We start from the raw sequence: 13,539 nt of genomic DNA on the forward strand, positions 1-13,539 counted from the left end.
TCGCACCACCTGCGGGGCTCACTGGTCCTCCCGGAAGGCGCGACCCACGACGCCGAGGCGCCCCTCGGGGCCGAGGAGCCCGAGCACGGGGAGCGGTGCGACGACCTCCACCTCGACGACGCGGACGCCGGAGACGGTCGACTCGCGGGCCCGCACCGACCGGGCGTAGCGCTCCGAGAGCGAGGCGCCGACGAGCGACCTGGTGCGGGCCTCGGCCTCCCCGGGGAGCGCATCGGCGCGTGCCCCCGCACGGGCCCCCTCCGAGGCGCACGAGATGAGCGTGTTGCGCACGTGGAGCACGAGTCCCAGCTGGACCAGTGCGAGGAAGATCGCGGTGAGGAGCACGGACACCAGGACGAAGTCGACGACGGCCGCTCCCCGCTCGGCCCGTGGGGTTCCGGACACGGCGACGAGGGTCAGCCGGTCACCGACGACAGCGCGCTCTTGAACAGGGCCACGAGCTGTTCGCGCGCGACGGCCCACAGCACGGTGACGAGGCCGGCGGTCATGAGAGTGATGAGCACCCAGCCGGGGACGTCGCCGCGTTCGGCGCGGCGCTCGGCCCGGCCGAGGGTGTGGAACACGACGCCCTGCAGTCGGGCGGCGAGGTGGGAGGTGCTCATGGTCGTCCTCTCGTGGGTCAGATCGTGAAGCGGAAGAAGGTGTAGCCGGGGAAGACGAGGAACAGGACCGTGACGGGGAGGATGAGAAAGACGACGGGGACCATCATCGCGATCTCCTTCTTCCCCCCGGCCTCCATCAGCGAGCGCCGTCCCTCCTCGCGGACGTCCTGCGCCTGGGCGCGCAGCACGTCGGCGAGGGGGGTGCCGCGCTGGACCGCGACGACGATGCCGTCGACGAAGCGACGCAGGCTCGGGAGCCCGGAGCGGTCGGCGAGCCCCTGGAGCGCGGTCGGCAGGTTCGCGCCGGCGCGCGCGTCGGCGAGGCAGCGGCGCAGCTCCGCCGCCAGCTCTCCCTGCGAGAGGCGACAGACCCGTTCGAGCGCACCGACCGCACCCTCGCCGGCACCGACCGCGAGGGCGAGCAGCTCTGCGACGGTGGGGAACTCGGCCAGCATCCGCCTCTCCCGCCGTTCGGCGCGCAGCGTGAGCAGGTAGTCGGCGCCGGTGACGCCGAGGCCGAACCCGATGGCCGTCAGAAGGAGGACCGTCACGACCGAGCCGCCGCGGGCGACGGCCAGCAGGATGCTGGAGGTGGCCGCGACGACCGCCGCCCCGATACCCCAGAGCACCTGCTCCGCGCGGAACCGGTCGACGTCCGCGGCTCCTCCCGCCCGCAGCTGCCGACTCCTCACGGAGGCAGCTCCCCCGAGCACCCGGTCGACCCCACGACCGAGGTCGCGCAGGACCGGCGCCGCGACGGTGGCGAGGGCGCCACCCACCGGCCGGTCCTCGAGCAGCCGCGACGGCCGGGGCGTGTCACGCAGGTAGGGCAGCACGCGGTCGGACAGCCCACGACGCCGGTTGCGCGGCAGCCGGACCCACACGAGCAGCAGCCCCAGCCCGGCGACGAGCCCCAGGAGCGCACCGGTCCGGGCGAGGTCGCTCATCGCAGCACCCGCTGGTCCTCGGGCAGGCGCCCGATGCGCATCATCACCCAGTACGCGAGCGCGGTGACCGCTGCACCGACCGCGAGGACCGCGGCCCCCAGGCTCGTGGCGTAGGCCTGGACCGACTCGGGTCGCGTCGACATCATCGCGAGGACGGCCCACGGCGCGGCCACGGCGAGCCGGGCCGCGTTGACCGTCCACGACTGCCTGGTCTCGAGCTCGGCGCGCGTGCGGGCATCCTCGCGCAGGAAGCCCGAGAGGGTCCGCAGGAGGCGTCCGAGGTCGCTGCCGCCGACCTCCCGCGCGATGCGCAGGCTTTCGATCAGGCGGTCGCCGACGGGGTCGCTGAGCCGCTCCCTGAGGCGGTCGAGGCAGTCGGAGAACCGACCGGTCAGCCGGTAGTCCTCCGCGAACCGACGGAACGGCTCGCGCAGCTCCTCGGGTCCGCGATCGCCCAGCTGGGCGAGGGCCTCCGGCAGGGCCATCCCGGCGCGGACGGCCGAGACGATGTTGTCGACCGCTTCGGGCCACAGGTCACGGAGCACCGCACGGCGACGGCGCGCACGGCGTCGGACGAGGAGCAGCGGCAGCGCCCCGGCCATCGCCGCGAAGCAGACGGCGATCGGCAGCACACCGACGACGAACCAGCCGAGCGCGAGGACGAGGACGAACGCGACGCCGCACGCGGCGAGCAGGGTGCCGACGCGCAGGCCCCGGAACCCGGCCTGCACCACCTCGTCACGCAGCACCTCGAGCGGACCCACCGTGCTCGCGCGCCGGCGTTCGCCCGGCTCGGGGACCCAGCAGCTCCACCACACGAGGAACACCCCGACCCCGAAGGCCAGCCCCGGCAGCAGGCCGGTCACGACGTCGCCGGTGCCAGCAGGGCGGCAAGGTCGTGCCCCGCGCGCTCGAACCGGTCCTCGTGGGGCGGGAACCCGTCCGCCCGCACGAGCTCGCCGCGCCGGCGCACGAAGAGGTCGGCGATCTCGACGACGTCCTCCTCGGCCCGCCCGGGGACGGCGGCGATCTCACGGACGGTCCGGCGGCCGTCCCGCTCGAGCGCCGCGTGCACGACGAGGTCGATGGACGAGGCGACCGTCGGCACGACGAAGCGGGCCGAGACGTTCTCGCCCGCGAGCAGCGGGAGCGTGCACATCTTGGTCACCGCCTCGCGAGCGCTGTTGGCGTGGATCGTGCACATGCCCGGCAGCCCGGAGTTGAGCGCGATGAGCAGGTCGAGGCTCTCGGCCTGACGCACCTCACCGACGATGATCCGCGACGGCCGCATCCGCAGCGCCTCCTTGACGAGGCGTCGCAGAGGGACCTCGCCGGTGCCCTCGAGGGACGGCTGGCGGCACTGCATCGAGGCGACGTCGCGGTGCGGGATGCGCAGCTCGAAGACCTCCTCGCAGGTGACCACCCGCTCGCGCGCCGGCACGGCGGAGGCGAGGCAGTTGAGGAGGGTCGTCTTGCCGGCCTGGGTTCCTCCGGAGACCAGGATGTTCAGCCCGGCCGCGACGGCGGCCTCGAGGAAGCGGGCCGCCTGCGGCGTGAGGCTGCCCAGCCGCACGAGGTCGTCCATCGAGTCGGCCTTGACGACGAACTTGCGGACGTTGACGTACCAGTGCTCCCGGGTGATGTCGGGGATGACGACGTGCAACCGGCTGCCGTCGGGCAGGACGGCGTCGACGAAGGGGGAGCTGAGGTCGACGCGGCGCCCGGAGGACTTGAGCATCCGCTCGACGAGGTCACGCACCTGCTCCTGGGTCAGCAGGGTGGTCGTCAGCTCGGCGATGCCGTCGCGGGCCACGAACACCCGTGAGGGCTCGTTGACCCAGATCTCCTCGACGTGCGGGTCGTCGAAGTACTGCTGCAGAGGACCGAAGCCGGCGACGCTGTCCCACACCGCTTTCGACGCCGCGGCGAGGTCGGGGATCACCGCCATCCCTCCGTGCATCGACCGCTCGTCGTAGTCGCTGACGGCGTCCTGGACGAGGCGACGCACGGCCGGCTCGTCGCGTGCCGGGTCGAGGTTGGAGCGGCGGATCAGCTCGCGGACCTCGGTCTCGAGCGCTCGGACGGCGTCCATCCCCGGCACCTCCCCCTTCCCCGTGGCCGCCCGTCCGGCCCACGTCCTGGGTACACCCAACACCGCCGGGCCGCCGCGCGCGACCCCTCAGATGGTCCTGTGGATAACCCGACCGGCATGGCGGGGGAGACGTCTAGCGTCCGCGCCATGGAGATCAGGGCCACCGTCCACGTGCCCCGGCGCGCCGAGGCCGTCGAGGTCGCCGTCCGCTGGAGCGGGGCGGCGACAGCGGGCGACCTGGAGGACGCCGTCGCGCGGTGCCTCGGGGTGTCCGTCCCCGGCCTGCTCCACGACGGAGCGCCCGTGGCCACGACGGCGCGGGTGGGCTCGCCCCCGCTGCTGCACGGGGCCTCGCTCGTCGTCGCCGACCCCTCGGCACCACCGGACGCCTCGCTCCCCCGGCCTCCCGGCCCTCTCCGCGCTGCGGCCCCGGCCGCCGTGCTCCTCGCGACCGTGGCCGGGCCCGACGCCGGACGATCCGTCCCGCTCCGACCACCGGGCCTGAGCATCGGACGCTCCGCAGGGGCCGACCTGCAGCTCGCCGACGCGTCCCTCAGCCGCGTGCACTGCCGGATCGAGGCCGACCCCTCGGGCGTCCGCGTCCGCGACGTCGGGTCGACCAACGGCCTGACCGTCGACGGGCGGCGGGTCGAGGGAGCCGTCGAGGTCGACACCACCTCCGAGATCGGCATCGGCGCCTCGGTCCTGCGCCTGCGGCGAGCCGCTCCGCCGGGGCCACCGCGACGGCACCCAGGTGACGGGACCGCCCGCGTCGTCCCGGCGACGGCGCCCGCGCCCCGCCGTCGCGCCCCGACGCTCACGGCGCCACCAGCCCCCACGGCTCCCCCACGCGCCCGCCTGCCGTGGGTCGCGGCCCTCGCGCCCCTGCCGATCGTCCTCGTCCTCGCCGTCGTCGTCGGGCCGCAGGTCCTCGCCTTCGCGCTGCTCGGCCCCGTCGTGCTCCTGAGCACCGGCCTCGGGGACCGGGTGGGAGGGAGACGACGCCACCGTCATGCCCTCGCGGATCACGACCTCGCCCTGGCCCGCCACCGCGACACGGTCGCCGCCGCGATCGCCGCCGAGCGAAGGCTCCGCCTGGCCGAGCACCCGGACGCCCATGAAGTCCTCCAGACGGCCGAGCAGGGTGGCCCGGGGTTGTGGAGCCGGGTCGAGGGCCCCGTGCTGCGCCTGGGGCTCGGTCGCGTCGAGGCGGACCTGACCGTGGTCGGACCCGAGGGCCAGGAGAGCCACCCCGGGCTCGAGGCCACGCCGGTGCGGCTGGACCTCGGGAGCGTCGGTTCGCTCCACGTGGTCGGAGCCCCGGAGGACACCGCGCCGGTCCTCAGACACCTCGTCGGCCAGGTCGTCACGGGCCACGGACCGCGGTCGGTGTCCGTCCGGGTCCTCGCGGCGGACGGCACCGACTGGACCTCGCTCGGGCTCCTCCCGCACGCCCAGGGCTGTGGCAGAACGCTGCTCGTCATCCCCGATGCGACCGCTCCCGGCGCCGCCGAGGCCGCCGGCAGCACGGTGCAGGACGGCGGGATGTGCCTGTCCGCCGGGCCCGTCGCCCCCGGGGCCGGAGCGGTGCTGAGCCACCGCGGCGGCGGGCGCTTCCGGCTCGCACGAGAACCGTCCGAGCCGGAGGTCGGCACCGACCTCGTCCCGGACGGCACCTGCGCCGGATGGCTCGACCGCGTCGTGCGCGCGCTCGCCCCCCTGCGCGAGGACGGCGCCGGGGCCTCGCTGCTCCCGTCGACCGTGACGCTCGCGGAGCTCACCGGCCTCGACGGCGACCCGGACACGGTCCTGCGGCGCTGGGCGACGTCCACGGCACCGACGGCCACCCTCGGGCTGGACGCCGACGGCCCGTGGCGCCTCGACCTGCGCCGCGACGGACCGCACGTGCTCGTCGGCGGGACGACGGGCTCGGGCAAGTCCGAGCTGCTGCGCACCCTCGTGACGGGCCTCGCCCTCGACTCCCCGCCCGACGACCTGACGATGATCCTCGTCGACTTCAAGGGCGGCGCAGCCTTCGGCCCGTGCATCGACCTGCCCCACGTCGTCGGGCTCGTGACCGACCTCGACGCGCAGCTGGTCGACCGCATGCTCCTCTCGCTGTCCGCGGAGCTGCGCCGCCGTGAACGCGTCCTCGCCGAGCTCGGTGCGGCCGACCTCGACACGGCGCGGCGGGGCCGGCCCTCGTCGGGCGAGCCGCTCCCGAGGCTCGTCGTGGTGGTCGACGAGGTACGCGCCCTCGTCGACGAGCATCCCGACGCGGTCGCCGCCCTCGTCCGGCTCGCCGCGCAGGGCCGCTCGCTCGGCATCCACCTCGTCCTCGCGACGCAGCGTCCGACGGGCACGCTGGGCTCGGAGGTGCAGGCCAACGTCTCCCTGCGCATCGCCTTCCGGGTCCGCGACCGCGGGGACTCCTCCCTCGTCGTGGAGTCCGACGACGCGGCCCTCATCCCCGCGAGCCTCCCGGGGCGCGGTGTGCGGCGCGGGGGCGACGGGGTCCTGCGTCCCTTCCAGGCGGCGCTGGTCGCGCCGGCGCGGACCACTGCCCCGGTGGTCGAGGTCCATGCCGTCGACCCGTCGTCGGGCGGCGCCCACGGGCACCACGGCGACGGGGACGGAGCGCTCCCTGCTCACCCGCCGGGCGGGCTCCGGACGCAGCCGTCGACGACGACCCGCGACGACGAGGTCCGCGCCGTCGTCGACCTCGTCCGGCGCGCGGCGCAGGCCCTCGGGTCCGCCCCGCCCCGACGTCCCTGGCTCCCACCCCTCCCGGCCGTGGCGCCCCTCGCGCACCACCCCCACGGCGTCGTCGCCCTCGTCGACGAGCCCGACCGTCAACGTCGCAGCACCTGGGGATGGTCCGCCGACGTCGCGGGGTGGCGGGTCACGGGGGCCTCCGGCAGCGGGCGGACGACCGCCCTGCGCACGCTCGTGCTCGCCGCCCTGGCCGCCGAGCCGGCGCTGACCGAGGTCCAGGTGATCGCACCGCCGGGGCTCGAGGACCTCATGATGCTGCCCGCGGTGGGGTCGGTCGTCGATCCCGGCGACCCGAGCGCTGTGGATGCGCTGCTGACGCACCTCGAGGATTCCACCCGCGGTGAGCGCGGTCGCCGGGTCCTCCTCGTCGTCGACGGGGTCGACCGGCTCGACGACGACGCGAGCACGGCCTCGGCGCGCGAGCGCCTGCTCCGCCTGCTGCGCGACACCCCGGTCACGGGGCTGCTCTCCGGTGGACGCGAGCTGCTCCGGCCGACGTGGTCGGCGCTCGGGGGCGAGACCCTGCTGCTCGGTCGGCCCGACGTGCTGGACGCCGCGCTGCTCGGGCTCCCGGTCGTGCCCGTCTCCTCCACCCCTCCGGCCGGTCGGGGGTGCCGGCCCCGGGAGCAGCGGGAGGCCCAGGTCCTGCTGGCCGCCCCCGCCGACGTCGCGGCGGCAGCCGGCCGGTCGTCCGGCCTGACCCCACCGTGGACCTACCGCCCCTTCCCGCCGAGCGTCACCCGGACGGCGGTCCTCGACCGGGTCGAGGCGGCAGAGCCCGACGCGCTGCTCCTCGGGCTGGCCGGGGCGCAGGCCCTCCCGTGGGGCTGGCGGCCCGGGCACCACGGGCGCCTCCTCCTCGTGACCGGGCGGGTGCGCTCCGGACGCTCCGGCTGCCTGCGGGTCCTCGCCCGGTCGGCCACGGACGCCGGACGTCCCGTCGTCCTCGTCGTGGCGGACCCGCGGGTCGCCTGCGCCCGGACCGACCCGGGCACCCGGTCCTGGGAGGTGCTGGGCCCGGACGACACCGACCGGCTCGTCGCGCTGCGCACCCGTCACCCGGACCTGCTGGTCCTCGTCGACGACGCCCACCTGCTCGACGACGCACCCGTCCGGCCGGCGCTCGAGGAGATCGCCTCGCTCGTCGACCGGGACGCCGGCGCGCTCGCCGTGACCTCGCCGGCCCGCACGCTCGCCGCGCGGGTCCGGGGGCTCGACGTCGTCGCCGCACGCCGCGGGACCGCGCTGCTCCTCCGGCCGGGGCCGGACGACGCCGCGCTCGTCGGCGCCTCCCGCGCCGCCGTGACGCGTGCCGTCGGCGGTCCGCCCGGCCGCGGTCTCCTCGTCGTCGACGGTGAGAGCACGCCGCTGCAGGTCATCGACGACGGCGCGGTCGAGACCGGGTCGCTCCCCGCCGGTCGGGGCGAGGACGCTACGGGCGCAGCGTGATGTCGATGCCGTCGGTCGTGCCGCCGGGCAGCGGCAGTGTCGGGGGGACCCCACCGTCGGGAGCACCGAAGCACGTCGAGCCGGTCGGTCCGTCGGCACACACCGAGTAGTCGCCCGGGGCGAGCGAGCCGACCGTGTAGCGCCCCGAGCCGTCCGTGATGCCATAGCCGTAGCGACCGTTCACGTCGTCCGACACGAGGACGAACACGTCCGGGGCGGGCGCGCCGTCGGCCGAGCGCACGACGCCGGAGACCTGCGCCGCCTCGCGGAGGCGGAGGTCGATGCCCGACGTCGTCGAGCCGACGCTCGCCTGGACGGGTGTCGCCGACCACTCGTCGGCGGCGTCCTGCCAGCACGTCGGCAGCCACGCCCCCTCGGCCTGCGCGCACACGACGTAGGAGCCGGTCGCGAGCCCGCCGACCCGGTAGGAGCCGTCGTCCGGCGAGACGGTGGCCGACCGCGTCTCGCCCCCACCGCTCGGGCGGACGGTCACGAGAGCACCCGGCACCGCAGCACCCGAGCCCGTCACCGTGCCGCTGACCACCCCACCGCGCGGCGGCGTCAGGGCGATCCCGGTGACCGGCTGCGAGCGCACGACGACGGGCGTGACGTCACCGCCGGGCTCGGCGTCGCGCCAGCACTCGCCGACGAGCTCGCCGACCGGGCGCACGCAGACGGTCCAGCTGCCGCGCGGGACGTCCGAGACGGTGAACGAGCCGTCGTCGACCGTCGTCGTGAGGAGCTCGGTCGACCCCGACACGCTCACCTCGGCGCCGGCCACGGGGACCCCGTCGGGGTCGGTCACCGACCCGCTGATCGACGCCAGCGGGTCGAGGACGGCGTCGATGCCGGTCCGCGCCTGACCGTCGCCGAGGACGACGGTCGTCGCGGTGTCGGCTCCCTCGGCGTCGTCCCAGCACTCGTGGTCGTACCCGACGTTCGGGCTGAAGCAGACCCGGTACTCCCCCTCCGGGATGCCGCCGACGCGGAAGCGGCCGTCGGCGTCCGTCGAGGGAAAGTTCGGGGCCCCGACGGACCGTCCGTCGAGGGTCGACACGGAGACCCCGACGGACTCCGCCGGGGAGCCGTCCGGGAGGGTGACGCGGCCGCCGATCGAGCCGGCCGCGCCGAGCACCGTCGTCGCCAACCGCGTCGTGCGGCCGTTGGTCACCGCGACCGGGTCGGCGGAGAACACGTCGGGCTCGTCCTGGAAGCACTCCTGGGCGTAGCCGTCGGCGGCCGGGCCGCGGGCGAACCGCGGGTAGAAGCAGACCACCGTCGGGCCGGAGCCGGCGTCGAGGCCGCGCAGGACGTAGCGCCCGTCGGCACCGGTCGTCGCCGCCCCGGTGTACTGGCCGACCTCGACACCGTCGAGCGGCCGGCCCCGGGCGTCGGTCACCCGTCCGGCGACAGCGGCCCCCCGCCGGGCCGTGACCGTCAGCCTCGCCGTCCTCCCCGCGACCACGGTGACCCCCGGCAGCTCGAGGGAGTCGATGATGCCGGTCGGCGACGCCTCGGGCGTCACCGTGCCCTCGCGCAGGATGACCGCCTGGTCACCGGGTCGCACGTGGCGGAAGGTCGCGCGTCCGTCGACCCCGGTGACCAGCCGCTGGTTCGAGCCGTCGGCGACGCCGACAGTCGCCCCGCCGAGCGCCTTCCCCGTGTCGTCGACGACCCTGACGGCGACGGCGCCGGCCTGGTCGAGACGGGGGTTGATGCCCGAGAGGGTCTTCCCGGCGGTGAGCGTCAGGGCCGTGGAGCTGCCGTCCGTCTGGTCCTTCCAGCACTCGGCGAGCAGGTTCGCGTCGGTGGGCGCCATCCCGCGCGGGTCGACGCACGCGAACCCGTAGCCGGGGCGGATGCCGAGGACCCGGTAGCCGCCGTCGCGCGCGGTGACGGCGGTTCGGGTCGGTTCGCCGGCGTAGCGCGTCTGCCCGGCGGTGACGAGCACCCCGGGCGCCGGGCGGCCCCGGGGGTCCAGGGCGCGGCCGCGGATCGCGGCGCCCTCGGCGAGGACGTCGTCCACCCCCGGGACGACGGCGCCGACGACGAGCGAGAGCTCCACCTGCCTCCCGCTCACCGGATCGGTGTGGGGCTGCCAGACGAAGCCGGTACCGTGCCGCCCGGGCACCGCGCCCGGGTCGACGACGAGGACGCCCTGCCAGGCCCCGAGCCCGCGCAGCGTCCACCGGCCGTCGGCGCGCGTGACCGCGTGCGGCACGATCCCGCCCTCCGTGGACGTGGCGGCCACCCGGACGCCCGCCAGCGGAGCCCCCGACGCGTCCGTCACCCGCCCGCTCGCCCCGGCGCCGGGCGACAGCACGAGCGTCTCGACCGGGCCGCCGGGCCGGACGTCGGGCCCGCACGCCGGGGCCCAGCCCTGCGGGGCGCCCGGCCGCCGCACGTCCGGCGCCCAGGCACAGACGCGGACCCGGTCCTCGACGAAGGTCCGGAACGTGCCGTCGCGCCGGGCGGTGAGGCGAGCGGCCGGCTCCGGCCCGAGGCCGTCCGGACCCAGCCGGTCGAGCACGACGCTCGCGCCACCGACCGCACGGCCGTCGCTCCCCCGGACGACGCCACGGACCTCACGCCCGGTGCGCAGCCAGACGTCCATCGTCGCCCGCCGCGACGCGTCGAAGGCGAGCGACTGCTGGGACGCGCACCGGCTCGCGAGCGGCCGCGACTGCGCGGAGGTGTCGGCGCACCACTCGCCGCCGATGCCGGTGCCGGGGATGCCGTGGATCGCGTAGCGCCCGTCCGCCCCGGTGCGCCCGCTCCAGGTCCGGCCCGGCAGGGCGTCCGGGGTGGTGACCGTCACGAGCACGCGCGGCGCGGGCCGGCCGTCCGGGCCCCGGACGACGCCGGTCACCGTCCCGGCGGACGCCCGCACTGCAGTGGCGCGCGGCACCGCCTGCTGCGTCGAGGACGCCACGCCGGCCGAGGAGCTCACCGCCAACGGCCCGAGCAGCGCCCCCACGGCGATCCCGACCCCCAGCACGACACGACCCGAACGACCCACGACGACCTCCCCGCGCACGGCCCTCCGACGGGACCATCGCGGCATCGTGGCACCCCGCGGGGCCCCCTGTCACCGGTGTTGCGAGAACGTGCAGCCGGCGCCGCCCCGGCGAGGGTCTCGGGTCAGGCCGGCTCGTCGAAGTCGACGTCGGGGACGCGCGCCAGCAGCGCCGCACCCAGAGTCGCCAGGGCCAGGCCGAGGACCGCCCAGCCGAGGCCGGTGCGCCCGGCCTGGAGGATGCTCGCGCCGACCGGCAGGAGCAGCAGGTCCCAGACGACGGTGGGCGTCCGCGGCCAGCGCCTCTCGCCGAGCCAGCCCCGGGCGAGCAGCCCGAGACCGACGGCGCCGAGGAGGATGAGCAGGGCCGACATGACGACCCGCCCGGCGTCGCTGCCCTCGCCCACCGCGAGCTCGTAGAGGTAGAACGCGGCGAACGCGAGCAGGGCCAAGGACTGCACACCGCAGAGGGCGGCTGCGACGCGCCGGGGCCCGGGCGTGGGCGCCGGGGCCGCGTCGAAAGGCGGTTGCGGAGGCACCGCTGCAGCCTAGGCGAGCGCTACGCTCGGGCGTCGCGTGGTCCTACCCCACCCCTGCGGGAACACGCGGCCCCCGTCCACCCGTTGAGCCCGAGTGAGCACCGACACCGGGAACGACCGGGGGTATCCACTAGCCGCGATTGGGTACGTCACGGTAGAGTAACGCCACGGACGTCTGTGCGTAACACGTCCGCCACAGGGCTGCAAGGGCGCATCCCACCGCATGACGAACCCTGCAGCCCACCCCTTCACTGCCGGTGCTCGACCGACCTCTGTGACCCCGACCAAGGAGCCCCATCCATGGATTGGCGCGACCGCGCTGCCTGCCTCGACGAGGACCCCGAGCTGTTCTTCCCGATCGGGAACACCGGCCCGGCGATCGCTCAGATCGAGGAGGCCAAGGCCGTCTGCCGTCGCTGCGAGGTGCTCGACACGTGCCTCAAGTGGGCGATCGAGTCCGGGCAGGACGCCGGAGTCTGGGGCGGCATGTCCGAGGACGAGCGCCGAGCGCTCAAGCGTCGCAACGCCCGCGCGCGCCGCGCCGGCTGACGGCAGCCCCCACACCACCACCCGACCGCGCCCGCCCGGCGCCGCGACTCAGCGGCCGCCGAGCGGGCGCAGCCGTGCGACGAACTCCACCTTCGTCCCGTGCGGCTCGATGTTCTCCCAGCGGATGCGGCCACGCAGGTCCTGGACGAACGAGGTGACGATCTTCGTGCCGAGGCCGGCCATCCCCGGGCGGAAGCCCGCGGGAAGGCCGGTGCCGTCGTCGGTGACCGACACGGTGAGGTGGTCGCCGCCGTCGGCCGGCTGACGGTCGACCTTGACCACGACCGACCCGTCCCGGTCCTCGAGGCCGTGCTCGATGGCGTTCTGCACCAGCTCGGAGATGACCATCGCCAGGGCCGTCGCGTCCTCGGCGCGCACCCGCCCGAACGAGCCCTCGAAGCGGCTGTCGACGTGGTGCTCGCGCACCGCGACCTCGACGACCGCGCGCAGGCCCCGCAGCGCGATCTCGTCGAACGACACCGTCTCGTCGAAGCCCGACGACAGGGTCTCGTGCACCGTGGCGATGACCGCGACCCGGCGCACGGCCTCGTCGAGCGCGGCGCGGGCATCGGCCTCGGGCACCCGTCGGGCCTGCAGGCGCAGCAGCGCCGCGACCGTCTGGAGGTTGTTCTTCACGCGGTGGTGGATCTCGCGGATCGTCGCGTCCTTGGTCAGCAGCTCCTGCTCGCGCCGGCGCAGCTCCGAGACGTCGCGCAGGAGGATCATCGCGCCGGTGCGCACCCCGTTGAGGGTCAGCGGGATGGCGCGCATCGTCACCGTCGCGCTCGCCGTCTCGACCTCGGTGCGCCACGACGCGCGGCCCATGACGACGACGGCCAGCGACTCGTCGACCGCCCGCTCCCCCGCCGCGACGAGGTCGGTGACGACCTTGGCGAGGGTCTCGCCCATGACGTCGCCGACGTGGCCCATCCGGTGCACGGCCGAGACCGCGTTGGGGCTGGCGTAGCGGACGACGCCGTCGGGGTCGAGGTGGATGACGCCGTCGCCGACCCGCGGGGCGCCGCGGCGCAGCCCGGTCGGCGCCGACGGCGAGGGGAACTCGCCCGTCGCGACCATGCGCAGGAGCGAGTCAGCGAGGTCGCGGTAGGTCAGCTCGAGACGGCTCGGGGTGCGCCCGCCGGTGAGGTTGGTGTGCCGGGTGACGACCGCGATGACCCGCTCGCCGCACAGCACGGGCACGGCGTCCTCGCGGATCGACATGTCCTCGCGCACGGTCGGCACCGGAGCGGCGACGAGCCGGCGCTCGCGGGCGGCGTTGTCGAGCATCGCCGCCCGCTGCCGGGTGGAGCCGCGCCCGACGATGTCGTCGTAGAAGACCATCGGGCCGGTGTTCGGGCGCACGTGCGCGACCGCGCGCCAGCCGTCGAGGCCGCCCCGCACCCACAGGACGAGGTCGGCGAACGACAGGTCGGCGACGAGCTGCCAGTCCCCCGCGAGGAGGTGCAGCCACTCGGACTCCATCGGCTCGAGGTCCGACGTCGTCCGCAGCATCTCGGCCAGCGTGCTCACGCCGCCGAGCCTAGGTCAC

Annotated in this window: 10 protein-coding genes; 2 read left to right on the plus strand and 8 right to left on the minus strand. The window is 75.8% G+C overall.

Features of this window, described 5'->3' with window-relative positions:
* Positions 1-18: 18 nt before the first annotated feature.
* The 5 genes from HL663_RS17010 to HL663_RS17030 are packed head-to-tail and all read right to left on the minus strand — an operon-like array spanning position 19 to position 3,662.
* Positions 19-405 (minus strand): TadE family protein, encoded by a 387-nt coding sequence (locus tag HL663_RS17010; protein WP_286175744.1) that lies wholly within the window; start codon positions 403-405, stop codon positions 19-21.
* Positions 406-416: 11 nt separating this feature from the next.
* Positions 417-623, minus strand: a complete 207-nt coding sequence (locus tag HL663_RS17015; protein WP_173026457.1) for a hypothetical protein — start codon at positions 621-623, stop codon at positions 417-419.
* A gap of 17 nt (positions 624-640) precedes the next feature.
* Positions 641-1,570 carry a type II secretion system F family protein gene (locus HL663_RS17020; RefSeq protein WP_173029460.1) on the minus strand — a complete coding sequence of 310 codons (930 nt, stop codon included), beginning with the start codon at positions 1,568-1,570 and terminating at the stop codon, positions 641-643.
* Positions 1,567-2,436, minus strand: coding sequence for a type II secretion system F family protein (locus tag HL663_RS17025; protein WP_173029461.1), 870 nt, complete (start codon positions 2,434-2,436; stop codon positions 1,567-1,569). The genes HL663_RS17020 and HL663_RS17025 overlap by 4 nt, the downstream gene beginning before the upstream one ends.
* Positions 2,433-3,662, minus strand: a complete 1,230-nt coding sequence (locus tag HL663_RS17030) for a TadA family conjugal transfer-associated ATPase (RefSeq protein WP_173029462.1) — start codon at positions 3,660-3,662, stop codon at positions 2,433-2,435. The genes HL663_RS17025 and HL663_RS17030 overlap by 4 nt, the downstream gene beginning before the upstream one ends.
* 147 nt (positions 3,663-3,809) lie before the next feature.
* Between HL663_RS17030 and HL663_RS17035 the strand changes: the two genes are divergently transcribed.
* Complete coding sequence (locus tag HL663_RS17035; RefSeq protein WP_173029463.1) at positions 3,810-7,886, plus strand: FtsK/SpoIIIE domain-containing protein; 4,077 nt, start codon at positions 3,810-3,812, stop codon at positions 7,884-7,886.
* On the opposite strand, the gene HL663_RS17040 is transcribed toward HL663_RS17035, so the two are convergent.
* Positions 7,870-10,884 carry a carboxypeptidase-like regulatory domain-containing protein gene (locus HL663_RS17040; RefSeq protein ID WP_173029464.1) on the minus strand — a complete coding sequence of 1,005 codons (3,015 nt, stop codon included), beginning with the start codon at positions 10,882-10,884 and terminating at the stop codon, positions 7,870-7,872. The two genes, HL663_RS17035 and HL663_RS17040, sit on opposite strands and share 17 nt — an antisense overlap.
* Before the next feature lie 143 nt (positions 10,885-11,027).
* Entirely contained in the window at positions 11,028-11,441 is a 414-nt protein-coding gene (locus tag HL663_RS17045; protein WP_173029465.1) for a hypothetical protein, read from the minus strand.
* 300 nt (positions 11,442-11,741) lie between these two features.
* Here HL663_RS17045 and HL663_RS17050 point away from each other — a divergent pair, with 300 nt between their 5' ends.
* Positions 11,742-11,990 (plus strand): WhiB family transcriptional regulator, encoded by a 249-nt coding sequence (locus tag HL663_RS17050; protein ID WP_030527568.1) that lies wholly within the window; start codon positions 11,742-11,744, stop codon positions 11,988-11,990.
* Between the two features lie 48 nt (positions 11,991-12,038).
* On the opposite strand, the gene HL663_RS17055 is transcribed toward HL663_RS17050, so the two are convergent.
* Positions 12,039-13,520: a sensor histidine kinase gene (locus HL663_RS17055; RefSeq protein ID WP_173029466.1), complete on the minus strand. Its 1,482-nt coding sequence runs from the start codon at positions 13,518-13,520 to the stop codon at positions 12,039-12,041.
* Between the last annotated feature and the right edge of the window lie 19 nt (positions 13,521-13,539).

This window comes from Arthrobacter sp. NEB 688, from assembly GCF_013201035.1.
GTDB lineage: Bacteria > Actinomycetota > Actinomycetes > Actinomycetales > Dermatophilaceae > Phycicoccus.

What these genes read in the sequence shown, in the direction of transcription:
- HL663_RS17015 (WP_173026457.1), bottom strand. Translation starts at nt 623, where the DNA reads ATGAGCACCTCCCACCTCGCCGCCCGACTGCAGGGCGTCGTGTTCCAC.
- HL663_RS17020 (WP_173029460.1), bottom strand. Translation starts at nt 1,570, where the DNA reads ATGAGCGACCTCGCCCGGACCGGTGCGCTCCTGGGGCTCGTCGCCGGG.
- HL663_RS17030 (WP_173029462.1), bottom strand. Translation starts at nt 3,662, where the DNA reads ATGGACGCCGTCCGAGCGCTCGAGACCGAGGTCCGCGAGCTGATCCGC.
- HL663_RS17035 (WP_173029463.1), top strand. Translation starts at nt 3,810, where the DNA reads ATGGAGATCAGGGCCACCGTCCACGTGCCCCGGCGCGCCGAGGCCGTC.
- HL663_RS17050 (WP_030527568.1), top strand. Translation starts at nt 11,742, where the DNA reads ATGGATTGGCGCGACCGCGCTGCCTGCCTCGACGAGGACCCCGAGCTG.